This window comes from Streptomyces sp. NPDC001406 (genome assembly GCF_042895285.1).
Lineage (GTDB): Bacteria > Actinomycetota > Actinomycetes > Streptomycetales > Streptomycetaceae > Streptomyces.
In genome coordinates this window covers 217881-242029 of the sequence record NZ_JBIAWG010000010.1, presented here as the reverse complement: position 1 = coordinate 242029, position 24149 = coordinate 217881, and the positions used below count along the sequence as shown (strand labels likewise).

Sequence of the window (24149 nt, the reverse complement as noted above, 5' to 3'; positions counted from 1 at the left end):
TTGGGCCCCGACCAGATTCACACGGGTGGACACACTGCGCATGTCGATCAGTCACGGTGCGTAGCGGCCGACTTGGCCGGGCGCGGGCGCGCTCATTCGTGCCGGGCGGACCGCTCGCGCTCGTCGGCCTCCCCGCCCGCACCGACCAGCCCCGTGCGCATCCCCTGGAGCCGGGGCGCGAAGCGGCGCATCTCGCGCTGTCCCACGGTCCCGATGAGCGCCGGCAGATAGCCCCGCACGCCCTGCATCCCGCGCAGCCACCACTGCCCGTACACGTGGGCGGAGCGCCGCTCGATGCCGGCGACGATCCGGTCCACCGCGGGGCCCAGCGGGTACGTCTTGTTGGACGGCCACGGCAGCCGCTGCCGCAACTCCCGCATGACGTCGTCCTGGTCGGCACCGCGCACCATGTCCGTGTCGGTCCACGACAGATACGCGACACCGACCTTCACGCCCTGGTGGCCGACCTCGGCGCGCAGACAGTGCGCGTACGCCTCCACGCCGGACTTGGACGCGCAGTACGCCGTCATCATCGGCGCCGGGGTGACCGCGGCGAGCGAGGCGATCTGCAGCAGATAGCCGCGGCTCTCGGTGAGCACCGGCAAGAAGGCGCGGCCCGTCACCGCCGAGCCGATCAGATTGACCTCGATCACCCGCCGCCAGGCCTCGGGATCGGAGTCCGTGAACGGCCCGCCGCTCGCGACCCCGGCGTTGGCGATCACGATGTCGACCTTGCCGAAGCGCTCCTTGACCTCCCGGGCCACCCGCGCCATCGCCTCGTGGTCGGTGACGTCGGCGTACCAGTGGTCGCTGTCGCTGTGCAGCCTGCCGGACACCTCCTTGAGCGCGTCCGGCTCCAGCCCGACCAGCGCCACCTTGGCACCGCGCGCCGAGAGCTTGCGCGCGAGCAGCTCGCCGACGCCGCGCGCGGCTCCGGTGACGACCGCGACCTGGCCCTCCAGGCTCACCCTGCTCATGCGCCCTCCTTGACGTGTACGTACGTGGTGACGAGTTCCCGGATCTTCCCGGTGACCAGCTCGGGCGCCTCCACCGGGGTCATGTGGCCGAGCCCGGGCAGCTCGGTGAGGCCGACGCAGTCCGGCAGCTCGGCGGCCAGGAAACGGGCGTGCGCCGGCGGGGTGAGCCGGTCCTCGGTGCCGGCGACCACCGCCGTGGGGACCCGCAACTCCCGTACGCCGTGGTCGAGGTCGAGCCGCTCCAGCACCTGCGACCAGGCGTGGCGCACCGCGCGCGGGCAGGCGTGCACGATGTGCGCGCACGCCTCCACCATGTGCGGGGCGGAACCGGCGCCCATCGTGGCGTACTTGAGGATCCGCTTCGCGACCGGAGTGACCGGACCGAGCGGGGCGCGCGAACCCAGGATGTGCGCCGTGAGCCAGGTGCGTATGCGCCCGGCGCGCATCGGTACGACGCGTGCCTGCGCGACCAGCTTCGAACTGCCGGTGCTGCACAGCAGTACGGCGGCCGCGTGCTCCTGGAAGCGGGGGCGCGCGGACGCGGCCATCACCGTCATCCCGCCCATGGAGTGGCCGGCGATCACGGCGCGCTCGCCGGGCGCGAGCGTCTGCGCGAGCACCGCCTCCAGGTCGTCCGCCAGCGCGTCGGTCGTGCAGGCGGGGCTCGCGGGGCTGCGCCCGTGTCCCCGCTGGTCGTACGCGATGACCCGGTGGTCCGCGGCCAGGTCCCGGATCTGCGCCGCCCAGAAGGCGGTCGAGCAGGTCCAGCCGTGGGCGAGGACAACGGGCGGCGCGCCCTCGGGCCCGTGCACCTCGACGTGCAGACGGGCGCCGTCGGCGGAGACCACCGTGAGTTCACGGGCGGGGGCGGGCGGGGCGTACGGGCCGGTGGCGACGTAGGTGAGTCGGCTCACGAGGCCACCTCCGCCTGCGTCACGTCCTGCGCCGCGCTCTGCGTCGCGCCCGTGCGGGCCGGTGCCCGCAGCAGCTCGTACTCCGCCAGGTCCACCCGACGGGTCGCCTTGCGGAACTCCGTCGTCGTACCGGGCCAGATGGTGGTGTTGCGACCGCTCGCGTCCAGGTACCAGCTGGTGCAGCCACCGGTGTTCCAGACCGTGCGCTTCATGCGCTCCTGCACCATGCGGTTCCAGGCCTCCACGGCGCCGGGGCGGGCGTCGAGCGCGGCGCGGCCGCCGAGGACGTCGAGCTGCCGTACATAGTCGGCCATGTAGTTCAGCTGGGACTCGATCATCAGGATCATGGAGGAGTTCCCGAGCCCGGTGTTGGGCCCGATGACCGTCATCCAGTTGGGGAAGCCGGCCGCGGACGCCCCGCGCAGGGCCTGCATCCCGTCCTTCCAGCTCTCGGCGAGGGTCCTGCCCTCCGCCCCGACGACCCGCTCGGCGATCGGCATGTCGGTGACGTGGAAGCCCGTACCGAAGACGATCGCGTCGACCTCGGCCTCACTGCCGTCGGCGGCGACGACGGTCGACCCGCGGATCTCGCTCAGCCCGCTGGCGACGACGTCCACATTGGGCTTCACCAGCGTCGGGTAGTACGTGCTGGACAGCAGGATCCGCTTGCAGCCGATGCGGTAGTCCGGGGTGAGCTTGGCGCGCAGGGCCGGGTCCTTGATGGCGCGGGCGATGTTGCGTCGTGCCAACTGCTCGACGAAGCCCAGCTCGTCGGGGTGTTTGGTGAAGGCCTGGACCTGCAACTCCCGGATGCCCCACAGCAGTCCGCGGCGCAGCTGCGTGGTGAAGGGCAGGGCGCGGTGGAGCCGGCGCTCGGCGCCGCTGATGGCGCGGTCCATGCGGGGCATCACCCAGGGCGGGGTGCGCTGGAAGAGGGTGAGCTTCGCGACCCGCGGCTGGATGGCCGGTACGATCTGGATGGCGGACGCCCCCGTGCCGACCATCGCGACCCGCTTGCCGCTCAGGTCGTAGTCGTGGTCCCAGCGGGCCGAGTGGAAGACCTTGCCCGGGAAGGACTCCAGGCCCGGGATGTCCGGGATCTTCGGGTCGGACAGCGGCCCGGTGGCGGAGACGACGATGTCGGCGCTCAGCGAGCCGTTCGTGGTCTCGATGTCCCAGCGCAGCTGTTCCGGGTCCCAGGTCATCAGCTTCACCTCGGCGCCGAAGCGGAGGTGCGGGCGCAGACCGAAGACGTCGGTGACATGCTCCAGGTAGGCGCGGATGTGCTCCTGGCCGGAGAAGGTGCGCGGCCAGTCGGGGTTGGGCGCGAAGGAGAAGGAGTACAGGTGGGACGGTACGTCGCAGGCGCACCCGGGGTAGCTGTTGTCCCGCCAGGTGCCGCCGACGCTGTCCGCCCGCTCGAGGACCACGAAGTCGGTGATCCCCTCGCGGCGCAGCCGTACGGCCGCGCCCAGCCCGCCGAAGCCGGACCCGATCACCGCCACCCGTACATGCTCGTGTTCGGCCATCCCGAAGCCTCCAGGCATCGCATCGGACTCGTTGAACCATGCCAGTGAACACTGGCGCAATGGGAGGGTAGAGCAGCTCCGTACCGAGCGGTAGGGGTCGGGGGAAGGAAGTTACCCGCGGTACAACATAGGCTGCACGCGTGGCTGAAGACGCAGGACGACCCGGCGAGCAGCGCGAGTACCGCATGGAGGAGCTGGCACAGCTGGCCGGCATCACCGTGCGCACCCTGCGCTTCTACCGCGAGCGCAAGCTGATCCCGCCGCCCCGCCGCGAGGGCCGTATCGCCTGGTACGACGACCACCACCTGGCCCGCCTGCGCACGATCTCGGCCCTGCTGGAACGCGGCCACACCCTGAACGGCATCGCGGAGCTCGCCGAGGCCTTCGACCACGGCCGGGACGTCGCCGACCTGCTCGGCGTCGGCGCCCCCACCGAGGAGGAGCCGGTCCGGCTGACCCCCGAGGAACTCGCCGACCACTTCGCGGGCGAGGTCACCCGCGAGAACCTCGCCGCGGCCATGGACCTCGGCTACCTCGGCACCGACGGCGACGAGATCGTCCACATCAGCCGCCGACTGCTGGACGTGTCCGCGGCCCTGGTCCGCGAGGGCATCCCGCTCGCCGAGGTCCTGACGGCGGCCAAGCGCGTACGCGAACACGCGGATGCCCTGGCCGAACTCTTCACCGAGGTCATCCTCCGCCACGGCCCCGAGGAGGACCTGGCCCGCCTGCGCCCCCTGGCCCGCAGCGTGGTGGAGGCGGAACTGTCCCTGGCCCTGGACCGGCGACTGCGGAAGCGGGACTGAGCGCGAGAGGCGCTCAGCGGTCGTACACGACGGTCACCGGCGCATGGTCGGACCACCGTTCGGCATGCGTGGCCGCCCGCTCGACGAAGCCCTTGACGGCCCTGGCCGCGAGCCCGGGCGTCGAGACGTGGTAGTCGATCCGCCAACCCGAATCGTTGTCGAAGGCCCGCCCCCGGTACGACCACCATGTGTACGGCCCCTCGGCGTCCGGGTGCAGGGTGCGCACCACGTCCGTGTAGCCGCCGTCGGCCGGGGAAAGGACCCTGCCGAGCCACTCCCGCTCCTGAGGCAGGAAGCCCGAGTTCTTGGTGTTGGCGCGCCAGTTCTTGAGGTCGGCATTGTGGTGGGCGATGTTCCAGTCGCCGCAGACCAGTACCTCGCGGCCATCGGCGGCGGCGCGCTCGCGCAGCCCCTTCAGGTGGGCGAGGAACTCTTCCATGAAGCGGACCTTCTCGTCCTGCCGCTCGGTGCCGACCTCCCCGGCGGGGAGGTAGAGGGAGGCGACGGTGACGCCGGGCAGGTCGGCCTCCACATAGCGGCCGCTGCCGTCGAACTCGGCCGATCCGAAGCCCACCTGGATGCGGTCGGGTTCGCGCCGTGTGTAGAGGGAGACGCCCGCGCGGCCCTTGGCGGCGGCCGGGGCGTGTACGACGTGCCAGCCGTCGGGCCTGCGCACGCCCTCGGGCAGTTGCTGCGGCTCCGCGCGCACCTCCTGGAGGCAGAGCACATCCGCGGAGGTCTCCGCGAGCCATTCCACGAAGCCCTTCTTCGCGGCGGCCCGCAGCCCGTTCACATTCACCGAGGTCACAGTCAGCACCCGGGCACGATACCGGCACACTGGACGAGGTCCGGTTTCCGCCGGATCCCCTTCTGCATGATTGTACGATGCCCGGCATGAATATACGCCCCGTCCCCTTCGACCACCCCGACGCCGTCAAGCTCAACGACGAGGTCCAGGCCGAGTACCACGTGCGCTACGGCGACGGCGGTGACGCCACCACCCTGGACGCGTCGGACTTCGAGCCGCCCAGCGGCGTCTACCTGATCGCGTACGACGAGGGCGGCCGCCCCGTGGCCACCGGCGGCTGGCGCAGCCAGGACGAGAACGGCGAGGGCCACGAGGACGGCGACGCCGAACTCAAGCGCATGTACGTGGTCGAGGAGATGCGCGGCCGCGGCCTGGCCCGCCGCATGCTGGCCGCCCTGGAGGAGGATGCCCGCGCGGCCGGACGTGCCCGGATGGTCCTGGAGACGGGCACCAAGCAGCCGGAGGCCATCGCCCTCTACATCTCCAGCGGTTATGAGCCCTGCACCAAGTTCGGCTACTACCGCCATTACGAGTCGAGCCGCTGCTACGCGAAGCCGCTGTGAACACGATGAAGCCCCGGTCGGCTTTCGCCGATCGGGGCTTCATGCTGCGTGGACCTGAGGGGATTTGAACCCCTGGCCCCCTCGATGCGAACGAGGTGCGCTACCGGACTGCGCCACAGGCCCTTGCAACGAGTGAAACTTTAGCACCCCGATCGGGGTGCTTGGAAATCCGTTCCCTGACTGGTCAGGGCGGACTCCCACGGGGTGACGGGCATCACTCGTTGGCCGCGCGCGGGCGGTCGCCGTCCTCGTACTGGTCGAAGAGCGGCGTGCGACCGCGTTCGCGCGCGCGGCGGGCGGAGGCGGCACGGCGCCGTGCGTCACCGCGCTCGTCCGCGGCCGGCTTGTCCTCGGCCGCGGGCTCGGGTTCCCGCGTCCTGGCGTCCGGCTTCGCCTCCTGCTCCGGCGCGACGGAGCTGGACCGCGCCGAACTCCACGCGTCGGGCGCCTCCAGGTCCACGTCGGACGTGGCTCGCGGCGCGACCGGCGCGGTCACATACGTCGGCAGCGGCACCGGCACCGGGTCCCAGCTGTCGCCGTGCCCGGGCCGGCGCTGGCGCTCGCGCTGCTGGTCGACCCACTCCGCGTGGTCGGTCTGCTCCACGAGGGCGCGACGGTCGGCGGCGAGGGCGGACATGCCGGTGTCGGTCTCGGTCGCTGGTCCCTCGTCCGGTTCGTCGGCGGACGCACCCGCGTCCAGGGGCGCGCGCCGCCGCGGCTGGCGTGCGCGCTCCCGCAGCCGCGCGGCCGCGGCCTCGGCCTGGCGCCGGTCCATCTGGTAGGCGAAGCGGCGGCGTTCCTGGCTGCGCAGATACGCGATGTACGAGCTGAGCAGTATGGCGGGCACGGCGGGCGCCCACAGGAACGCGAGCCCGCCGACGGCCGCGACGATGGCGCCGAGCGTGAAGGCGAGGAAGAGCATCACCGTGGTGCGCCGGCGACGCGCAAGTGCCTTCGAGCGCTGGGCGCGTGCCGCGGCCGCCTGGGCCGAGGGCGAACGCCGCGCTACGGGCACGCGCTTCTGCGCGGAAGGGGACTTCGGCGCGGAAGGGGAAGGGGAAGGTGACTTGGGCGCCGACGCCGAAGGGGACTTGGGCGCGGATCCCTGCTGACGCGCGGGCGCCGAGCCGGACTTCGGGGCCGGCCCGGTCGCTTGGCCGCGCGCCGCTTCCGGGCGCTCCGGCGTCTCCGGCTCGACGTCCGCCCGTACCTGACGGCGGGTCGGGCGCATGGCAAAGGCCCGGACGTCCACCGAGTCGGTGACGGCGTCCGGGTCGCCGGCGCTGGGCTCCCCCTCCTGGGCGGAGCGCGCCCGCAGGTCCTTGGCGTACCGGCGCTCCATCCCCGCCCGTCCGGACAGCAGCCGGATGGCGGTGCTGAAGCGTTCCGTCGGACGGGCCTCGTTCAGCTCGTCCTGCCTACGGAGCCACATCGGCACCAAGTAGGCGGCCCAGGCCCCGACAATGACTGCGTAGATGAGGCCGCTGCTGCTCACGTCTCACACGGTAGAGGGGTTTGCGTGAGGCCATCTGCCAATTGGGCCGGTGTGTCGCACGATCTGGCTGATATTTCGAACTTTTTTTGTGACCGATGCGATCAGTAGGCCGTCGGAGCCGTGAATTCAATACTCCGAGACGGTCATCGACCGATCAATTTCGAACAAATATTCAATTTCCCGGGCTATGCGGGATTGCCGGGGGTGTTCTGCGGATTCCGCGGCGCACTCCCGCTGTTCGACCTTCCCTGAGAGCGTGCCCGCTGCCAGCGGCTCAGCAACCCTTCGGGCACCTCTTCCGCGGTGAGCGCGAAGACGAGGTGGTCGCGCCAGGCTCCGTCGATGTGGAGATAACGCGGGCGCAGGCCCTCCTCGCGGAATCCGAGTTTCTCCACGACCCGGCGGCTGGGCCGGTTCTCGGGGCGAATGCAGACCTCGATGCGGTGCAGACCAACGGCGCGGAAACAGTGGTCCACCACGAGCGCCACGGCCGTCGGCATCACCCCCCGGCCGGCCACCGCCTCGTCGACCCAGTAGCCGACATGCCCCGAGCACATCGAGCCCCAGGTGATCCCGGCGACCGTCAACTGTCCGACCAGCCGCCCCTGGTATTCGATGACGAACGGCAGCATCCGGCCCGAGTTCGCCTCGGAGCGCAGATGCCGGACCATCTGCCGGTAGGTCGGACGGTGCGCTATCGGCCCGCTGGGCGTGGGCGGCGGAATGGTCGCCTCCCAGGGGCGCAGCCAGTCCCGGTTGCGCCGGTTCACCTCGCGCCAGGCCCGCTGGTCGCGCAGCTTTATCGGCCGGAGGACGATGTCGCCGTCCGCCAGCACGACGGGCCAGGATGGGCTGTTCAGCTCGCACCCCCATGTCCGGGTCTGGGGTGGTCGCCGCCGCGGATCTGGTCCACGGCGTGGACCAGCAGGGACTCCAGGACGGCCAGGCCGTCCTTCACCCCGCCGGTGGAGCCCGGCAGATTGACGATCAGCGTCCGCCCCGCCACTCCGGCCAGGCCCCGGGACAGCGCCGCGGTCGGCACCTTCCGCATTCCGAACGCCCGGACGGCCTCCGCGATGCCCGGCACCTCGTAGTCGATCACTCTGCGCGTCGCCTCGGGCGTGCGGTCGGTCGGCGAGACGCCGGTGCCGCCGGTGGTGACGATGGCGTCGTACTCCGCCTCGACACCGGCGCGCAGGGCCGCCTCCACGGGGTCGCCGTCGGGGACGACCCGCGGACCGTCCACGGCGAAGCCGAAACCGGCGAGGCCCTCGGCGATCAGCGGACCGCCCCGGTCCTCGTAGACCCCGACGGCAGCCCTGTTGGAGGCGGTGACCACAAGGGCCCGGTATGTCATGCCCGGCTCCAATCGCCCGACTTGCCGCCCGTCTTCTCCTCCACCCGTACGTCCGTGATGACCGCTCCCTTGTCGACGGCCTTGACCATGTCGATCACGGTGAGCGCGGCGACCGACACTGCGGTGAGGGCCTCCATCTCGACGCCCGTGCGGTCCGTGGTCTTCACGGTGGCCCGGATCTCGACGGCGTCGTCCGCGACCGACAGCTCCAGTTTCACACCGGAGACCGACAACGGGTGGCACAGGGGGATCAGGTCCGGGGTGCGCTTGGCGCCCATGATCCCGGCGATGCGCGCGGTGGCGAGCGCGTCTCCCTTGGGAACCCCTTCGCCGCGCAGCAGCTCGACCACGCGGGGCGAGACGAGGACACGGCCGCTGGCACGGGCGGTGCGCGCGGTCACGTCCTTCCCGGACACGTCGACCATGCGGGCCGCGCCCGCCTCGTCGATGTGCGTGAGTCGGTCCTGCACAGGGGGTCCGGGGGTCTCCCCCCGGGAAGGCACAGTCATGGTGTGTGGCGCTCCCGGTCCGGGCCCGTCGCGGTGCGGCGCACGGGCCTGTTGTGCGCGACACGCTACCGCCAAGTCGGCGTGCGCACCGGTGCGGGACCCCCGGGACCGGGCTCAGCCCAGCAGGACGACCTCGACCTCCGTGCCGGGTTCGACGGATTCGACGTCCTCGGGTACGACGATCAGCGCGTCGGCGTGGGCCAGGGCCGCGACCAGATGGGATCCGGCACCGCCCACGGGCGTGGCCTCGCCCTCGGTATGGGTCGCCCGCACGAACTGTCTGCGCCCCTTCGGCGAGCTCAGCGCCCGGTCCGCCTTCAGGGTCGCCCGGGTCGTCGGCCGGTGGAGGTCCGCAAGGCCCATCAGGGCACGGATGGCGGGGCGGACGAACAGCTCGAAGGAGACGTACGACGACACGGGGTTGCCCGGCAGGGCGAGCAGGGGGGTGTGGTCGGGGCCGATGGAGCCGAAGCCCTGGGGCTTGCCCGGCTGCATGGCGAGCTTGCGGAACTCGACGCCGCCGCCCGCCTCGTCCTCGTCGCCGACGTGCGACAGCGCCTCCTTGACCACGTCGTACGCCCCGACGCTCACCCCGCCGGTGGTGACCAGCAGGTCGGCGCGGATGAGCTGGTCCTCGATGGTGGACCGCAGCGTCTCGGCGTCGTCGACGACGGCGCCCACCCGGTAGGCGATCGCGCCCGCGTCCCGGGCGGCGGCGGTCAGGGCGAAGCTGTTGGAGTCGTAGATCTGGCCGCTGCCCAGCTCCTCGCCGGGCTGGACCAGCTCGCTGCCGGTGGACACCACGACCACGCGCGGCCGCGGGCGCACGCGCACCGTGCCGCGCCCGATCGCGGCGAGCAGCGCGATCTGCGGCGGGCCGAGGACCGTACCCGCCTCCAGGGCGCGGTCGCCGGCCCTCACGTCGCTGCCCACCGCGCGCACATGCGCGCGTGCCTCGGCCGGCCGGTACACGTTCACATGCCCGGTGGCACCCTCGGGGGCCAGGCTGCGGGCGGGCATTCCGCTCACGGGCCCCTCTCCGAGGCCTCCGTCGGTCCACTCCACGGGGACGACGGCCTCCGCGCCGGGCGGCAGCGGGGCGCCGGTCATGATGCGGGCCGCCTGGCCCGGGCCGACCCGGGCCAGATGGGCGGCGCCCGCCGCGACGTCCCCGACGACCTCCAGGACGGCGGGGAACTCCTCGCTCGCGCCCGCGATGTCCGCGACCCGCACCGCGTACCCGTCCATGGAGCTGTTGTCGAACGGTGGCAGCGAGACCGGCACCGTGACGTCGTCGACCAGGATGCAGCCCTGGGCGTCGAGCAGTTGCAGCTCGATGGGGTCCAGGGGGCGGACGGTGGCGAGGATGTCCTCCAGGTGCTCGTCCACCGACCACAGGTGGTCCTGGCCGACGGGGCGGGTCGCGGCGCTGCTCAACGTTGCTGCATCTCCTCGGCTACGTAACTGCGAAGCCAGGTCCGGAAGTCCGGGCCCAGGTCTTCACGTTCGCATGCGAGTCTGACAATGGCACGCAGATAGTCGCCACGGTCGCCGGTGTCATAGCGGCGGCCCTTGAAGACGACGCCGTGCACGGGGCCGCCGACCTTCTCGTCCTGCGCGAGCTGCTGGAGAGCGTCGGTGAGCTGGATCTCTCCGCCGCGCCCGGGCTCGGTCTGACGCAGTATCTCGAAGACGTGCGGGTCGAGGACGTAGCGGCCGATGACGGCGTAGTTCGACGGGGCGTCCGCCGGGTCCGGCTTCTCGACCAGGCCGGTCACCTTGACCACATCGCCGTCGGTGGTGCTCTCCACGGCCGCGCAGCCGTAGAGGTGGATCTGCTCGGGCGCGACCTCCATGAGCGCGATGACGCTGCCGCCGTGCTGCTCCTGGACCTCGATCATGCGCTGGAGCAGGGGGTCGCGCGGGTCGATCAGGTCGTCGCCGAGCAGGACGGCGAAGGGCTCGTGCCCGACGTGCGGGGCGGCGCACAGGACGGCGTGGCCGAGGCCCCTCGGGTCGCCCTGGCGCACATAGTGCATGGTGGCGAGGTCGCTGGACTCCTGGACCTTGGCGAGCCGCTCGGCGTCGCCCTTCTTCTCCAGGGCCGACTCGAGCTCGTAGTTGCGGTCGAAGTGGTCCTCGAGGGGGCGCTTGTTGCGTCCGGTGATCATGAGCACGTCGTCGAGCCCCGCCGACACGGCCTCCTCGACCACGTACTGGATCGCGGGCTTGTCCACGACCGGCAGCATCTCCTTGGGAGTGGCTTTGGTGGCCGGCAGGAACCGGGTGCCGAGGCCTGCTGCGGGAATGACAGCCTTGCTGATCCTGGGGTGCGACTGAGTCATGACCGCAACCTTATCCGGTGGCTTTGCGGGGAATCCGCGGGTCCGGTTAATTAGCTCTCATATGAGCACATTAGGAAGGGTGCAAGAGCGACCAGTGGAACACGTCGGACGTGCGGTGGATCCTGACAAGCGAATGTTGCGGCGAGAGTTCCTCGCGGTGAGGAACAGGTTGACGGCGGATGTCGTCAGGGAGGCGGGCACGGCGCTGGCCGAGCGCGCGCTGGAGCTGCCCGAGCTGAGGCGTGCGCGCACGGTGGCGGCGTACGTCTCCGTGGAGAGCGAACCCGGCACGCTCGCGCTGCTGGACGCGCTGCACGCGCGCGGCGTGCGCGTGCTCCTCCCGGCGCTGCTGCCGGACAACGACCTGGACTGGGGCGCGTACGCCGGGGAGGGCTCCCTCGCGCGTGTCCAACACGGCGGAAAGATGGCGCTCTTCGAGCCTGCCGGCGAACGCCTGGGCCCGGACGCCGTGACGTCCGCCGACGTCGTCCTGCTGCCCGGGCTCGCGGTGGACGCGCGCGGGATGCGCCTGGGACGCGGCGGAGGGTCGTACGACCGCGTACTGGCCCGGCTGGAGCGGGCGGACGCGCACCCCGCGCTCGTGGTGCTCCTGTACGACTCGGAGGTCGTCGAGAGCGTCCCCGAGGAACCGCACGACCGGCCGGTGGACGCGGTGGTGACCCCGTCGGGCCTGCGCCGCTTCAAGGCCGCCTGACCTCTCGCCCCTCCCCGGGTGGTCCCCCCGATGCGAAGTGGCCCTCCACGCGTGCGTGGAGGGCCACTTCGGGGACGTGCGGTCAGCGGCTCACGGCTTGAGGACGAGCGTGTCGCTCGTGCTGCCGTCGACCGCCTTCGCCGAGAACGACCACGGCAGCAGCTCGCCCTTGGCCCACTTGCCGGTCTGGTCGGTGTAGTGGGCGCTGTAGGCGTGCCCGGAGGCCCCAGTCAGGTTGATCCACTTGGACTTGTCGAGATCGGCGAGGTTGACCACCATCCGCATCGACGGCACCCACACGACGCCGTAGCCGCCGGCCGCGTTCCAGCCGGACGCGTTGACCGTCGCCTCGCCGCCGCTGAGCCTCCAGGGGCCGCGGTTGAGGACGTACTGCAGGACGCCCGGGCCCTCGGTGCCCAGGGTCTGGTTCTTCAGGAACAGGCGGTGCAGCCGGCCCCAGCTCCAGGTGTCGATGTCCTTGCCGAGCTTGGCGGTCAGCTCCCAGCGGGCGTCGATCAGGGCGCGCTTGAACAGCTCGTCGCGGTTGTCGGCCTTGGGGCGGTCGCCCACTCCGGCCGGCGCCTTCCACCAGTCGCTGTCCGGCTTGTCCATGAGCTTGCGGACCACCTCGAACCAGCGGTCGCCGCCGTCCGGCTGCGCCTGGTCGGCGTCGCGCTCGCCGCACTCGCGCACCTTGGTGTCGTCGTCCACCGGGCCGGTGTTGTCGATCTTGTCCACCCACAGGCACTGGCCCTTGACCCGCAGCTCCTTGGGCATCTTGTTGCCGAAGGCGAGCTTGAGGATGTTGCGCCAGACGGCGTTGAAGTAGGCGGCCGCCGCGGAGTCGGCGTCCTGGGTGTAGTCCCAGCCCTCCAGCAGCTTCTGGGCGTCGCGCACGTCCTTGTCGCCGAGGTTGATCTTCAGCAGTTTGGGCACGAGCAGCTTGGCGATCTCGCTGCTGTTGTCCAGCTGCATCTGGCGCATGTCGTCGGTCGAGATCTTGCCGTCGCCCTTGATCTTCGACTCGATCAGATCGGTTATCCGCTGGCTGCGGGCGCCGTAGCCCCAGTCCGTGGTGAGCGTGTAGGGGTACTTGTCCTTGTCGACTACGGCCTGGTTGGCGGTGACGATGTAGCCGCGCGAGGGGTTGTACTCGTAGGGCAGCTCGTCCTGCTTGATGTAGCCGGTCCAGCGGTACTTGGAGTCCCAGCCCGGGGCCGGGATCGAGCCGTCGTCGCCCTGCGCGCGCGTGGGGATCTTTCCGGGCAGGGTGTAGCCGATGTTGTCCTTGTCGGCGTAGATCAGGTTCTGCGAGGGCACGTCGAACAGCGCGGCCGCGGCGCGGAAGTCGTTCCAGTCGCCCGCCCGGTCCATGGCGAAGACGGCGTCCATGGTGGTGCCCGGCTGCAGGGCCGTCCACTTCAGGGCGATGCCGTAGCCGTCGCCGCGGTCGGGAGCGGAGGTGTCGACGGTGGCCCTCCTGCCGACCTTGACGAGCTCGTCGTCGCGGTCGGACAGCAGCGGCATCCCGTCCGCGGTGCGGCGGACGACGATCTTCTTGGACTCGCCCCCGGCGACCTTGATCGTCTCCTCGCGGGAGGTGAAGGGCTTGACCTTGCCGTCGTACAGGTAGCCGTCGCCGCTGAGCTTCTCCAGGTAGAGGTCGGTGACGTCGACCTCGGAGTTGGTCATGCCCCACGCGATGTCCGCGTTGTGGCCGATTATGACGCCCGGCATGCCGGCGAAGGTGTAGCCGGTGACGTCGTACTGGCACTTGACGGAGACCGTGCGGCAGTGCAGGCCCATCTGGTACCAGACGGACGGCAGCGAGGGCGACAGGTGCGGGTCGTTGGCGAGCAGCGGATGCCCGGTGATGGTGTGGTTCCCGGCGACGACCCAGGAGTTGGAGCCGATGCCCTGGCCGTTCACGCCGACGGCCGCGGGGACGTCGTCCAGGACCTTGTAGAGGCCCGCCAGCTGGCTCGTGAGGGCCGAACCCGCGGTCGACGAGTTCGAGGTGCCGGTGGTGCCCGTCGTGCCCTGTGTGCCGCTCGTGGCGCCGCCCTGCCCGAACGTCTTGGTGACCGCGTCGTACTGGCCGGTCCGGACGATCGCCTTGTGGCGGCTGTACGGGTACTCGGGGTACAGGTCGGCGATCTGCTGGGGGCCGAGGCGGCTGGTCATCAGGGCGCGGTCGATCTCGTCCTTCATGTTGCCGCGCAGGTCCCAGGCCATCGCCTTCAGCCAGGAGACCGAGTCGACCGGGGTCCACTGCTCGGGCTTGTAGTCGTTGGTGAACCCGAGGGCGGCGTACTCCAGGGAGAGGTCCTTGCCGTCCTTGCCCTCCAGATAGGCGTTGACGCCCTTGGCGTACGCCTGGAGGTACTTCTTCGTGGCGGCCGACAGCTTGGAGTCGTACTCCTGCTTGGCGATCTTGTCCCAGCCCAGGGTGCGCAGGAACTCGTCGTTCTCGACCTGGCTCTTGCCGAACATCTCCGACAGGCGCCCGGAGGTCATGTGGCGGCGCACGTCCATCTCGTAGAACCGGTCCTGCGCCTGGACGTAGCCCTGCGCCATGAACAGGTCCTCGTCGGACGAGGCGTAGATCTGCGGGATGCCGTAGCCGTCCCGCTTCACGTCGACGGGACCCGAGAGGCCCTGGAGCGTGATCGAACCCGTGGTCTGCGGGAAGGAGGCGCGGACCGTGCTGATGGACCAGTACGCCCCGTAGGCGACGCCTCCGATGATGGCCAGCACCAGCACGAGCACGATGAGTCGGGCTTTGCGCCCCTTCTTCCTGCCGGACTTGCCGGGCTTGTCACCCGTTGAGGCGGTGGTGTTGGGGGGCATCGCTGTCCTTGCTGTCCTAACGCGAGCGGCGAGGCGGGCTGTCCTTTTGAATGAGCGCTGGAGCAACCATAGGCGCAGGGCCCCGTGCCACTTGACGCGGAGTCGGTGAACCAGCGCGCACGGACGTTCGATCTTGCCTCGTGGAGCGTCAAGAAAACGTCAAGAGTTAGGTAAGGTAACAAAGTACTTGGGTGCGGAGTGCCGCAGCCTCGGGTCTTGTGTACGTGTGCCCGCGTGTCCCCCGCGCGCGGGGCAGCGAAGGGAACCGCCGCTGACTGTCCACCACCTCAACCAGCTCCTGCTCGTCTGCTCCCTCGTCCTGCTCGTCGCGGTCGCGGCGGTCCGGATCTCCTCGCGCAGCGGGCTCCCCAGCCTGCTCGTCTACCTGGGCATCGGCGTTCTCATGGGCCAGGACGGCATCGGGAACGTCCAGTTCAGCAACGCCGAGCTGACCCAGCTCATCGGGTACGCGGCCCTGGTCGTGATCCTGGCCGAGGGTGGTCTCACCACGAAGTGGAAGGAGATCGAACCGGTCCTGCCGGCCGCCTCCACGCTGGCGCTGGTCGGGGTCGCGATCAGTGTCGGGGTCACGGCCGCGGGCGCGCACTACCTGATCGGGCTGGAGTGGCGGCAGGCGCTCATCATCGGGGCGGTGGTGTCCTCGACGGACGCGGCGGCGGTCTTCTCCGTACTGCGCAGAATTCCCCTCCCCGCGCGCGTGACGGGCACCCTGGAGGCGGAGTCCGGTTTCAACGACGCCCCCGTGGTCATCCTGGTCGTGGCCTTCTCCCAGACGGGCCCGGTCCAGCACTGGTACGTGCTGCTGGGCGAGATAGCGCTGGAGCTGGGCATCGGCATGGCCATCGGACTCGCCGTGGGCTGGCTCGGCTCCTGGGGCCTGCGGCACGTGGCGCTGCCCGCCTCCGGCCTCTACCCGATCGCCGTCATGGCGATCGCGGTCACGGCGTACGCGGGCGGCGCGCTCGCGCACGGCAGCGGCTTCATCGCGGTCTATCTCGCCTCGATGGTGCTCGGCAACGCCAAGCTCCCGCACTGGCCCGCCACCCGCGGCTTCGCCGAAGGACTCGGCTGGATCGCCCAGATCGGCATGTTCGTCCTGCTCGGCCTGCTGGTCACCCCGCACGAGCTGGGCGACGACATCGTGCCCGCCCTCGTCATCGGCCTCGCGCTGACCATGGTGGCGCGCCCGCTGAGCGTGGTGCTGAGCCTGGTGCCGTTCCGGGTGCCGTGGCAGGAACAGACCCTGATGTCGTGGGCCGGCCTGCGCGGCGCCGTGCCCATCATCCTGGCGACCATCCCCATGGTGAACGGCGTCGACGCCAGCCACCGCATCTTCAACATCGTCTTCGTGCTGGTCGTCGTCTACACCCTCGTCCAGGGGCCCACGCTGCCCTGGCTGGCGGGCAAGCTGCGCCTCGGCGACGGCCCGGAGGCCGCCGACCTGGGCATCGAGTCGGCGCCCCTGGAGCGGCTGCGCGGGCATCTGCTCTCCGTCGCGATCCCCGAGGGCTCGCGGATGAACGGCGTCGAGGTCAACGAGCTGCGGCTGCCCGCCGGGGCGGCCGTCACCCTCGTCGTCCGCGAGGGAGAGTCGTTCGTGCCCCTGCCGACGACGGTGCTGCGGTACGGGGACGAGCTGCTCGTGGTCGCCACGGACCCCGTCCGGGACGCCGCGGAGCGCCGGCTGCGCGCGGTCGCCCAGGGCGGCAAGCTGGCCGGATGGCTCGGCCTCGGCCGGAACGGCGCGGGCTCCCGTTAAGGGCATGTTTCGTACGGTTCACACCACTGCCAATCCCAGGTGAACGCACCCGATGGTGCTCGTTTTCACAGGTGTACGGCGAGTTGCCCCCTGTACGATGAAGGCACCCTGATCGAACCAACTCTGCCTGACGCAGAGCTGGCGCGACCGTATGGCGGCCGGACCGCTCTCCTCTGCACGTGGGCGCCGGTATCTACCGCAGTTCCGCGCAAGAGGACAGCTCTCGGCGCACCCCGCGCGGCGAACCAGCCGGACAAGGGGCCGCGCTACCAGGCGGCAGAAAGGCACGGGCCGTGGCATCCACGGTCACCACCGAGCCGTCGAAGAACTCGGCTGCACCGTCCCGCCCGGGATACGGACAGCTGCTGCGCACCCGCGGCGCCTGGACGTTCCTGCTCCCCGGCTTCGCGGCGCGCCAGCCGTTCGCGATGCTCACCCTCTCCATCGTGCTGCTGGTGCAGCACACCACCGGGTCCTACGGCGCCGCGGGCGCAGCCGCGGCCGCCACCGGTGTCTCCATGGCCCTGTTCGCGCCCTACAGCGGCCGTCTCGCCGACCGCTACGGCCAGCGCGCCGTGCTGCTCCCCGGCATCCTCGTGCACACGCTGTCCGCCCTGACCCTGACGGCGCTCGCCCTGGCCCACGCACCTCTGTGGGCGCTGTTCGTCGCGGCCGTGCCCACCGGCGCCTCGGTGCCGCAGATCGGCCCCATGGTGCGCGCCCGCTGGGGCGTGAAGCTCCAGGACTCGCCCCTGATGGCCACCGCGGCCGCCTTCGAGTCCGTCACGGACGAGCTGACCTTCGTCGTCGGCCCGCTGCTGGCGACCGCGCTGTGCACCGCCGTGGACCCGGCCGCCGGCCTGATCACGGAGGCCGCGCTGACCCTGTTCGGCGGCCTGCTGTTCGCCGCGCGCAAGAGCACCCAGCCGCCGGTGACCGACGCAGGGCACGCGCGCGTGAAGCACACCTCCGCGCTCCGCGTCCCCGGGGTGCGGGTGCTGGTGGTGACCTTCCTGGGCATCGGGTCGGTCTTCGGCGGCATGCAGGTCGGCCTCGCCGCGTTCACCGAGTCGATCGGCGAGCCCGGCCTGAACGGCGTCCTGTACGGCACCTTCGCGGCGGGCAACATGCTCTCCGGGATCGCATGCGGCGCGATCGCCTGGAAGGTCGCCCCGCAGCGGCGCCTCGTCCTCGGCTACACCGCCCTCGCGCTGACCGCCTCCGCCCTGTGGACCGCCCACTCGGCGCTGGTCCTCGCGGGCCTCGGCCTCCTGGTCGGCATGAGCATCGCCCCCGCCCTGATCACCGGCTACACCCTGGTCGAGGGCCTGGTCCCGGCCGGTGCCCGCACCGAGGCCTTCACCTGGCTGACCGGCGCGGTAGCCCTGGGCCAGGCGGCCGCGGTCACCGTGGCCGGACAGCTGGAGGACCGCCTCTGGGACGGCGCCGGATTCCTGGTTCCGATGGCCGGCACCGTACTCGCCCTGGCGACCCTGGTGGCGCTGCGCTCGCTGCTGGCCGCCCGGCCGCGGACCCGCACCGTCGCACGTGGCGTCGGTCACCGCGTGCCGGTGACGGTGGACTGATCCCCGGGAATACGTCACTATGGACCGTCGTTAGCACTCATCGAGTCAGAGTGCCAGGAGGAAGACAGTGCCGACGTACCAGTACCAGTGCACCGAGTGCGGCGAGGGCCTCGAGGCGGTGCAGAAGTTCACCGACGACGCCCTGACCGAGTGCCCCAACTGCGCTGGCCGCCTCAAGAAGGTGTTCTCCGCGGTCGGCATCGTCTTCAAGGGTTCCGGCTTCTACCGCAACGACAGCCGCGGCTCCTCGTCGAGCAGCAGCCCGGCGTCGAAGTCCTCGTCGAGCTCCTCCTCGTCGGCCTCGACCGGCTCGACGAGTTCGTCGAACTCCTCGGCGTCCGACCCGAAGCCGTCGTCGAGCTCCACCAGCAGCTCCGCCGCCTGAGACTCCTCCCCGCAGACCCTGCCGTCGCCCGACGGCAGGGTTTCGGTGGTGCCCGGGACCGGCTCCCCCGCGTTTTGCGCAGCCAGCTAATGTGCTCGTCATGGCGAACGCAGAGATCGGTGTGATCGGCGGATCGGGGTTCTACTCGTTCCTCGACGAGGTGACCGAGGTCCAGGTGGACACCCCCTACGGTGCACCCAGCGACTCTCTCTTCCTCGGCGAGATCGCCGGCCGGCGGGTCGCCTTTCTGCCCCGGCACGGACGCGGACACCATCTGCCGCCGCACCGCATCAACTACCGCGCCAACCTCTGGGCCCTGCGCTCCCTGGGCGTCCGCCAGGTCCTCGGGCCCTGCGCGGTCGGCGGTCTGCGCCCCGAGTACGGGCCCGGCACGCTGCTCGTGCCGGACCAGTTGGTGGACCGCACGAAGTCGCGGGTGGGGACGTACTTCGACGGGCTGCCGCTGGCCGACGGCACGGTGCCGAACGTGGTGCACGTGTCGCTGGCCGACCCCTATTGCCCCACCGGGCGGGCCGCCGCGCTGAAGGCCGCCCGTGGCCGGGACTGGGAGCCCGTGGACGGCGGCACGCTGGTCGTGGTCGAGGGGCCGCGCTTCTCCACCCGCGCCGAATCGCTCTGGCACCAGGCGCAGGGCTGGTCCGTGGTGGGCATGACCGGCCACCCGGAGGCGGCGCTCGCCCGTGAACTGGAGCTCTGCTACACGTCCTTGACGCTCGTCACCGACCTCGACGCCGGCGCGGAGACCGGCGAGGGAGTCTCGCACGAGGAGGTCCTGCGGGTGTTCGCGGCCAACGTGGACCGGATGCGGGGCGTCCTGTTCGACGCGGTGGCGGCGCTGCCGGACAACGCGGCGCGGGACTGCCTGTGCGCGAACGCGCTCGGCGGGATGAATCCGGGATTCGAGCTGCCGTGACCATGGTCTGACCACGGTCGGGTGAGCGAGTTGTCCACAACCCGCCAGTAGCCCACCGGCTCCGGCGAGCTTCGGCGCGAGGCCTCATCGTGGTTTCGCAAGCCGATTCCTCGTCGCAGGTGGTGGTTCCCCGTGCCCGTCGCTCAGTCCCCGTCCTCCCGCTTCCCCTCTCCCCTTCCCTCCCCGCGCCCGCTGGGCACAGACGCTCCCGCCACGTGCGAGGTCCCGCACTTCGCGCCGGTGCGGGTGCGCGGCGGGCGGTATCGGCTGCAACGGCTCGTGCGGCATCGACGGCGGGCCGTGGCGGCGGGGCTCGCCGTCACCGCGGCAGCGCTCGTGGCCGCCGGACCGCGCGCCGGAACGGATCAGGACCCGGGCGAGCGGGCACGCGGGCATCCGGTGGCGGAGCCCGCGCGACGTCACCGTGCGGTGGAGGTGGTCACCGCGCCCGTGCGGATCGCTGATGCCGCCACCGTCCGGCTGCTGCGGCCCGGCGACCGGGTCGACGTGATCGCCGCCGAGGATCCGGCCGCGGGCGGGGATGCCCGGGTGATCGCGCGCGGTGCGCGGGTGACAAGGCTCCCGGAGCCCCTGGACGGCGCCGCGGAGAGCGGGGCGCTGGTCGTGCTCTCGGTGCCGCGCTCGACCGCGGCGCGTCTCGTCGGCGCGAGCGCGACCGCCCGGCTGGCGGTGACGCTGTGCTGAGCACCCGCCACCGTCCGCCCGGCGACAACCCTTTTCGCCGTCGGACCGAGCCATGGAACCGGACAGGAGGCGAGCCAAGGAACTGGACAGGATGGCGGCATCGTGCCTTAGGTTGCGGAGCGTTTCGTTCCACACCCTGTGCGCGCGAGGAGAGTCCCCGAGGTGAGCAAGAAGAAGGAACCGAGCATATGGGAGGGCTTCAAGGCCTTCCTGATGCGCGGCAACGTCGTCGATCTGGCGGTCGCGGTGGTCATCGGCGCGGCCTTCACGAACATCGTGAACTCGCTGGTGAAGGGCATAATCAACCCGCTGGTCGGCGCGATCGGCACACAGAACCTCGACAACTACCGCTCGTGCCTGAGCTCGTCGTGCCAAGGCACCCACGGCATCCAGTTGCTGTGGGGCTCCGTCCTCGGTGCCACGCTCAGCTTTGTGATCACCGCGACGGTGGTCTACTTCCTGATGGTGCTGCCGATGGCGAAGTACCTGGCCCGGGTGGAGGCCCGCCGCAAGGCCCGGGAAGGCACACAGGAGGTCATCGAGGTGACGGAGCTGGAGGTGCTCCAGCAGATCCGCGACGAGCTGATCGCACAGCGCGGCGCCTCGGGCCGCGGCGAACGGTAGCGGCGCAGTTCTCGCCGGGGCGGGCTCAGAGGTGGTGGGGCGGCTTCTCGTCGAGGAACCGCTTCAGGTCGGCGGCGCCGTCACCGTCCCCGCGCTCGCCCCAGCCGCGGTCCGTGTCGTCCGAGGACTGCTGGTTCAGCGGGTCGTCGAAGACCAGCGCGGACTTCGGGGAACGCGGCTCGGGGGCGGGGTCGCTGCTCATGCCTCAAGGGTACGGGCCCGCGTCCCTCCCCCCGCCTTTCGTCCCCCGGTCTGCTTGTGAATCCATGCACAAGATTTCGGTGAATTTTCATGCTGTGCTGGGAGGCATGATGTCGAGTTCCGCTTCGGCGCCCACCTCCTCCCCGGGCGGGCAGCAGCCCCTTGGACCCCTGCGCCGGCTCACCGCACGCGGGCGCGACGAGGCACACCGTGTCGCCTCGCCGCTCGAGCTCTTCTTCGACCTGTGCTTCGTCGTGGCCATCGCACAGGCAGGCGTCCAGCTCGTGCACTCCGTAGCCGCAGGTCACGCGGGCCACGGCATCCTGAACTACGCGTTCGTGTTCTTCGCCATCTGGTGGGCGTGAACCAAGGGAACACCAGGTTACCGCGAGCCTCTGACCAGGGGCTACGCCCGGACAGCAGGAACCCCGCCTATGCGCCTCGGGGGAGGGACGCACAGACGGGGCGGCCGACTCGCTGAGCCTTGCTTGGGCCGTCCTCAGCGGGCCGGAGTCTCACCAGCGGATAGGTTCCGCGCTGCCGCCGACACACACGGGGCACGGCCGTTTCTCGGTCCACCCGCAGCGCTGGCAACCGCCAAACCCGCAGCAGCCGTCACACCAGATTTCGCCGGACCCGGTGCAGCAGCCGCACAGATTCCCGTGCCTCCACAGCGACCAGGGCTGTTCTCCGCCCGTTCGTCCGGCACGTGGTTTCGGGCGGTAGTCAGCGGGTGCGCTCATGAGCCGTGCGCATGCCTGCGAATCTCCACGTTGAGATCACTGACCTTTGAGAGATCCCCGCGCATCCTGGCTTCCGTGCGCTGCGAATCCAGCGCCAAACACACGTCACAACCGGCCGTAGGTTCGGGGTCCGGCGTAACCGGCCACGGCAACTCATCCGGCGCTGTGGGAAATCTCTTCGGCGCAGTCATGCGGTCCAGCGTCCGCGCGGAAGTGATCAGCGACTAGCGGCCCCCTGTAGGCCAACTGTCGGCCAGAATTGTGGGCATGGGCAGCAGCATCGGGGCCAACATCAAACGTCTGCGCGAACAGCGCGGGTTGAGTCAGTCACGGCTGGCGCGTGAGGTCTGCCGCGCGGCCGGTGTGATCGGCGATCCCGTGGGGCGGCAGGAAGTCAGCCGATGGGAGACAGGCAAGCGCACACCCCGTGAATGGCTGCCGTTTCTCGCTGCTGCTCTCGGCGTATCCGTGGAAGTGCTCCGCACGCCCCTGAAACCGGCTGAGCAACCCTTGCCAACCCTCGCTGACTTCCTGCCCGAGGGTGACCCGCTGAGCCCGCTGGAGGGGCGCTCAGGGCGCCGTATCGGAATGGGCACAGTGGACGACCTACAGCAGCGCGTTCACGGGCTCAGGCTCGCCGATGACGTCCTAGCCGGGGGTGACCTAATCCGCCCTGCGCTGCGGGATTTACGGCGCGCTGTGAACCTGTACCGGGAAAACAGCCATAGCGGCGAGGTAGGGCGCCAATTGCTGCGGCAGATTGGCGAGTTGGCCCAGATTGCCGGATGGATCACTTCAGACGCCGGGCAGCATGCGGAAGCTGAGCGCATCTACCGGCTAGGAATCAGCGCAGCGAGGCAGGCGGAGGACTACACGCTTGCGGGGAATGTCGCCGGATCACTGGCCTACCAATTCAGCAACACCGGGCGGGAATCCGAGGGACTGACGCTGGCACAAGCGGCGCTCAATGACGCTGGGGCCGATGCTCCGCCAAAGGCTCGTGCGCTCTATCTCGATCGCGTGGCATGGGCACACACGAAAGCCAGGGGCGTAGCCAACGGGCAGCAAGCCATGCGCGCGCTGGGGGAAGCCGGGCAAGCGCTCAGCGAGGACAGCGAGGGAGTCGAATCTCCGGCCTACCTGTATTGGGTCGACGCCGGGGAACTGCGGGTTATGGAGAGTCGGGTTTACACAGAGCTGCGCCGACCCCTGCGCGCCGTGCCATTGCTCCGTGAAGTGCTCAGCGGCTATGACGCCACACACACGCGGGAAATGGCGCTGTACCTCTCTTGGCTCGCTGTAGCACTGGCCGACGGGGGCGAGCCTGAAGAGGCCGCAGCAGTGGCCGAGCGAGTCATCTCCCTAGGATCTGATACACCGTCAGAAAGAGTCGCGGAACGCGTGCGCGTCATCCTCGGACGCTTGCAGGAGTACGCGGAAGTGCCGGAAGTCGCAGCGCTGCTAGCAGAGCACCAGGCAGCCTAGAAACGCCAGAACGGCCCCTAGGAAGCTCCGGGAATCTCCCAGAGACCTAGGGGCCGTTTCGTGTCACCACGCGCTCTTAGCGCGACTCAGGCGCCTTTGCTGCATGCTCGCGCAGCGCATCACGCATCACGTCGTTGAAGGTTCGCCCTGACTCTTTAGCAAGCCGGGCAAGAGTCTCGAACTCCGACTCCCAGAGGCGGACTCGAATGCGGCGAATCATCACGGGCGCTCCTCCCTGCCCGCAAGGGGCCTCAGCGGGGTGAATGAGAAGCCCTCCGGGCGAATCTCGACCTGAATCTGAATCAGGCCACCAGGGGCGCCTACAGCGCGCAGGGCGGCAGCATCACGACAGAGAGTCTCGTAGTGAGTCAGCGCACTGCGGAGAACGTCATTCGCGCTGCGCCCGCCGTGGGTGAGTCTGGCCAGAGACTCAGCCTGCGAGTCATCGAGCCTCAGCGTCACTTGACGACCCATGGCAGATTCACCCCCTCCTCTTCGAGGCGACACAGCAGGCAGGTACCGCCCGGCATCACGCCGTAGTCGTGCACAGCACAAATAGTCCAGCCGGATACGTCGCGCTCATTCCAGGTGCCGGACTTAGGGCGCCTTTCGGTGAGTTGAGGCTCAACGTTTCTCGCAGCTACCGCCCGTCGGCGCACACTCACTCCGGCCACCCGGGTAGCGCGTAGCCTGCGGCAGACAGCGAGCCAGGAGTCAATAGCAGAGTCTCGGATATACGGCGAACCTCGGTGAGTTGAGCGGCATTCACGTTGGTTCCCAGGGATTCCAACTCGACTAGCAGAGCGACCATGCCAATGCAGGCGTCATCCCATAGGTT

The 24149-nt window shown here is 70.3% G+C and carries 23 protein-coding genes, 1 tRNA gene and 1 pseudogene; 11 read left to right on the top strand and 14 right to left on the bottom strand.

Annotated features, from left to right (window positions below):
- Window positions 1-92: 92 nt before the first annotated feature.
- The 3 genes from ACFY1J_RS25190 to ACFY1J_RS25180 are packed head-to-tail and all read right to left on the bottom strand — an operon-like array spanning window position 93 to window position 3420.
- Window positions 93-977: an SDR family oxidoreductase gene (locus tag ACFY1J_RS25190; protein ID WP_390709857.1), complete on the bottom strand. Its 885-nt coding sequence runs from the start codon at window positions 975-977 to the stop codon at window positions 93-95.
- Entirely contained in the window at window positions 974-1891 is a 918-nt protein-coding gene (locus tag ACFY1J_RS25185) for an alpha/beta fold hydrolase (protein WP_390709856.1), read from the bottom strand. Before ACFY1J_RS25185 ends, ACFY1J_RS25190 begins: the two co-directional genes overlap by 4 nt.
- Window positions 1888-3420: a flavin-containing monooxygenase gene (locus ACFY1J_RS25180; protein ID WP_390709855.1), complete on the bottom strand. Its 1533-nt coding sequence runs from the start codon at window positions 3418-3420 to the stop codon at window positions 1888-1890. The genes ACFY1J_RS25185 and ACFY1J_RS25180 overlap by 4 nt, the downstream gene beginning before the upstream one ends.
- Before the next feature lie 185 nt (window positions 3421-3605).
- On the opposite strand from ACFY1J_RS25180, the gene ACFY1J_RS25175 reads away from it, so the two are divergent.
- A complete protein-coding gene (locus ACFY1J_RS25175) occupies window positions 3606-4226 on the top strand; it encodes a MerR family transcriptional regulator (RefSeq protein ID WP_390710002.1) in 621 nt (206 codons plus the stop codon).
- A 13-nt stretch (window positions 4227-4239) separates the two neighbouring features.
- On the opposite strand, the gene ACFY1J_RS25170 is transcribed toward ACFY1J_RS25175, so the two are convergent.
- On the bottom strand, window positions 4240-5043 hold the full coding sequence (locus ACFY1J_RS25170) for an exodeoxyribonuclease III (RefSeq protein WP_390731975.1): 804 nt from the start codon (window positions 5041-5043) through the stop codon (window positions 4240-4242).
- A 77-nt stretch (window positions 5044-5120) separates the two neighbouring features.
- Between ACFY1J_RS25170 and ACFY1J_RS25165 the strand changes: the two genes are divergently transcribed.
- On the top strand, window positions 5121-5597 hold the full coding sequence (locus ACFY1J_RS25165; RefSeq protein WP_363302186.1) for a GNAT family N-acetyltransferase: 477 nt from the start codon (window positions 5121-5123) through the stop codon (window positions 5595-5597).
- A 49-nt stretch (window positions 5598-5646) separates the two neighbouring features.
- Here the strand turns inward: ACFY1J_RS25165 and ACFY1J_RS25160 are convergent.
- The 7 genes from ACFY1J_RS25160 to galU all read right to left on the bottom strand — a co-directional run bounded on the left by ACFY1J_RS25160 (window position 5647) and on the right by galU (window position 11303).
- A tRNA-Ala gene (locus ACFY1J_RS25160) sits at window positions 5647-5720 on the bottom strand.
- A 91-nt stretch (window positions 5721-5811) separates the two neighbouring features.
- Window positions 5812-7092 carry a gephyrin-like molybdotransferase receptor GlpR gene (glpR, locus tag ACFY1J_RS25155; protein WP_390709853.1) on the bottom strand — a complete coding sequence of 427 codons (1281 nt, stop codon included), beginning with the start codon at window positions 7090-7092 and terminating at the stop codon, window positions 5812-5814.
- Between the two features lie 185 nt (window positions 7093-7277).
- Window positions 7278-7928 (bottom strand): GNAT family protein, encoded by a 651-nt coding sequence (locus ACFY1J_RS25150; protein ID WP_363302184.1) that lies wholly within the window; start codon window positions 7926-7928, stop codon window positions 7278-7280.
- Window positions 7929-7948: 20 nt separating this feature from the next.
- On the bottom strand, window positions 7949-8449 hold the full coding sequence (locus tag ACFY1J_RS25145; RefSeq protein WP_390709852.1) for a molybdenum cofactor biosynthesis protein B: 501 nt from the start codon (window positions 8447-8449) through the stop codon (window positions 7949-7951).
- The gene (gene moaC / locus ACFY1J_RS25140) at window positions 8446-8958 is read right to left on the bottom strand and encodes a cyclic pyranopterin monophosphate synthase MoaC (RefSeq protein WP_390709851.1); all 513 of its coding nucleotides are present in this window, start codon (window positions 8956-8958) and stop codon (window positions 8446-8448) included. Before moaC ends, ACFY1J_RS25145 begins: the two co-directional genes overlap by 4 nt.
- A gap of 114 nt (window positions 8959-9072) precedes the next feature.
- Complete coding sequence (gene glp / locus ACFY1J_RS25135; RefSeq protein ID WP_390709850.1) at window positions 9073-10395, bottom strand: gephyrin-like molybdotransferase Glp; 1323 nt, start codon at window positions 10393-10395, stop codon at window positions 9073-9075.
- Window positions 10392-11303 (bottom strand): UTP--glucose-1-phosphate uridylyltransferase GalU, encoded by a 912-nt coding sequence (gene galU, locus ACFY1J_RS25130; protein WP_390709849.1) that lies wholly within the window; start codon window positions 11301-11303, stop codon window positions 10392-10394. The genes glp and galU overlap by 4 nt, the downstream gene beginning before the upstream one ends.
- A 133-nt stretch (window positions 11304-11436) precedes the next feature.
- Between galU and ACFY1J_RS25125 the strand changes: the two genes are divergently transcribed.
- Window positions 11437-12018: a 5-formyltetrahydrofolate cyclo-ligase gene (locus ACFY1J_RS25125; RefSeq protein WP_390709848.1), complete on the top strand. Its 582-nt coding sequence runs from the start codon at window positions 11437-11439 to the stop codon at window positions 12016-12018.
- A gap of 90 nt (window positions 12019-12108) precedes the next feature.
- Here ACFY1J_RS25125 and ACFY1J_RS25120 read toward each other — a convergent pair whose 3' ends face one another.
- Window positions 12109-14868, bottom strand: a complete 2760-nt coding sequence (locus ACFY1J_RS25120; protein WP_390731974.1) for a penicillin acylase family protein — start codon at window positions 14866-14868, stop codon at window positions 12109-12111.
- A gap of 226 nt (window positions 14869-15094) precedes the next feature.
- Between ACFY1J_RS25120 and ACFY1J_RS25115 the strand changes: the two genes are divergently transcribed.
- The 6 genes from ACFY1J_RS25115 to mscL all read left to right on the top strand — a co-directional run bounded on the left by ACFY1J_RS25115 (window position 15095) and on the right by mscL (window position 20882).
- Window positions 15095-16648, top strand: a complete 1554-nt coding sequence (locus ACFY1J_RS25115; protein WP_390709846.1) for a potassium/proton antiporter — start codon at window positions 15095-15097, stop codon at window positions 16646-16648.
- Window positions 16649-16941: 293 nt separating this feature from the next.
- Window positions 16942-18234, top strand: coding sequence for an MFS transporter (locus ACFY1J_RS25110; protein WP_390709845.1), 1293 nt, complete (start codon window positions 16942-16944; stop codon window positions 18232-18234).
- A 67-nt stretch (window positions 18235-18301) separates the two neighbouring features.
- Window positions 18302-18619 carry an FmdB family zinc ribbon protein gene (locus ACFY1J_RS25105; protein WP_390709844.1) on the top strand — a complete coding sequence of 106 codons (318 nt, stop codon included), beginning with the start codon at window positions 18302-18304 and terminating at the stop codon, window positions 18617-18619.
- Between the two features lie 100 nt (window positions 18620-18719).
- Window positions 18720-19553, top strand: coding sequence for an S-methyl-5'-thioadenosine phosphorylase (locus ACFY1J_RS25100; protein ID WP_390709843.1), 834 nt, complete (start codon window positions 18720-18722; stop codon window positions 19551-19553).
- Window positions 19554-19685: 132 nt separating this feature from the next.
- Window positions 19686-20258 carry a hypothetical protein gene (locus ACFY1J_RS25095; RefSeq protein WP_390709842.1) on the top strand — a complete coding sequence of 191 codons (573 nt, stop codon included), beginning with the start codon at window positions 19686-19688 and terminating at the stop codon, window positions 20256-20258.
- 162 nt (window positions 20259-20420) lie between these two features.
- Window positions 20421-20882 (top strand): large conductance mechanosensitive channel protein MscL, encoded by a 462-nt coding sequence (gene mscL / locus ACFY1J_RS25090; protein WP_390731973.1) that lies wholly within the window; start codon window positions 20421-20423, stop codon window positions 20880-20882.
- Between the two features lie 25 nt (window positions 20883-20907).
- Here the strand turns inward: mscL and ACFY1J_RS25085 are convergent, their stop codons facing one another.
- On the bottom strand, window positions 20908-21084 hold the full coding sequence (locus tag ACFY1J_RS25085; protein ID WP_390731972.1) for a hypothetical protein: 177 nt from the start codon (window positions 21082-21084) through the stop codon (window positions 20908-20910).
- A 109-nt stretch (window positions 21085-21193) separates the two neighbouring features.
- Between ACFY1J_RS25085 and ACFY1J_RS25080 the strand changes: the two are divergent.
- Both ACFY1J_RS25080 and ACFY1J_RS25075 read left to right on the top strand, forming a co-directional pair.
- Window positions 21194-21445 (top strand): annotated as a pseudogene (locus tag ACFY1J_RS25080) (low temperature requirement protein A); the annotation flags it as partial.
- A 648-nt stretch (window positions 21446-22093) separates the two neighbouring features.
- Window positions 22094-23311: a helix-turn-helix transcriptional regulator gene (locus ACFY1J_RS25075; RefSeq protein WP_390731971.1), complete on the top strand. Its 1218-nt coding sequence runs from the start codon at window positions 22094-22096 to the stop codon at window positions 23309-23311.
- 76 nt (window positions 23312-23387) lie between these two features.
- On the opposite strand, the gene ACFY1J_RS25070 is transcribed toward ACFY1J_RS25075, so the two are convergent.
- A complete protein-coding gene (locus ACFY1J_RS25070; RefSeq protein WP_390732030.1) occupies window positions 23388-23531 on the bottom strand; it encodes a ribbon-helix-helix protein, CopG family in 144 nt (47 codons plus the stop codon).
- Window positions 23532-24149: the final 618 nt, after the last annotated feature.

What these genes read in the sequence shown, in the direction of transcription:
- ACFY1J_RS25190 (WP_390709857.1), bottom strand. Translation starts at nt 977, where the DNA reads ATGAGCAGGGTGAGCCTGGAGGGCCAGGTCGCGGTCGTCACCGGAGCC.
- ACFY1J_RS25180 (WP_390709855.1), bottom strand. Translation starts at nt 3,420, where the DNA reads ATGGCCGAACACGAGCATGTACGGGTGGCGGTGATCGGGTCCGGCTTC.
- ACFY1J_RS25175 (WP_390710002.1), top strand. Translation starts at nt 3,606, where the DNA reads ATGGAGGAGCTGGCACAGCTGGCCGGCATCACCGTGCGCACCCTGCGC.
- ACFY1J_RS25165 (WP_363302186.1), top strand. Translation starts at nt 5,121, where the DNA reads ATGAATATACGCCCCGTCCCCTTCGACCACCCCGACGCCGTCAAGCTC.
- ACFY1J_RS25145 (WP_390709852.1), bottom strand. Translation starts at nt 8,449, where the DNA reads ATGACATACCGGGCCCTTGTGGTCACCGCCTCCAACAGGGCTGCCGTC.
- moaC (WP_390709851.1), bottom strand. Translation starts at nt 8,958, where the DNA reads ATGACTGTGCCTTCCCGGGGGGAGACCCCCGGACCCCCTGTGCAGGAC.
- galU (WP_390709849.1), bottom strand. Translation starts at nt 11,303, where the DNA reads ATGACTCAGTCGCACCCCAGGATCAGCAAGGCTGTCATTCCCGCAGCA.
- ACFY1J_RS25125 (WP_390709848.1), top strand. Translation starts at nt 11,437, where the DNA reads ATGTTGCGGCGAGAGTTCCTCGCGGTGAGGAACAGGTTGACGGCGGAT.
- ACFY1J_RS25120 (WP_390731974.1), bottom strand. Translation starts at nt 14,868, where the DNA reads ATGCCCCCCAACACCACCGCCTCAACGGGTGACAAGCCCGGCAAGTCC.
- ACFY1J_RS25100 (WP_390709843.1), top strand. Translation starts at nt 18,720, where the DNA reads ATGGCGAACGCAGAGATCGGTGTGATCGGCGGATCGGGGTTCTACTCG.
- ACFY1J_RS25085 (WP_390731972.1), bottom strand. Translation starts at nt 21,084, where the DNA reads ATGAGCAGCGACCCCGCCCCCGAGCCGCGTTCCCCGAAGTCCGCGCTG.
- ACFY1J_RS25075 (WP_390731971.1), top strand. Translation starts at nt 22,094, where the DNA reads ATGGGCAGCAGCATCGGGGCCAACATCAAACGTCTGCGCGAACAGCGC.
- ACFY1J_RS25070 (WP_390732030.1), bottom strand. Translation starts at nt 23,531, where the DNA reads ATGATTCGCCGCATTCGAGTCCGCCTCTGGGAGTCGGAGTTCGAGACT.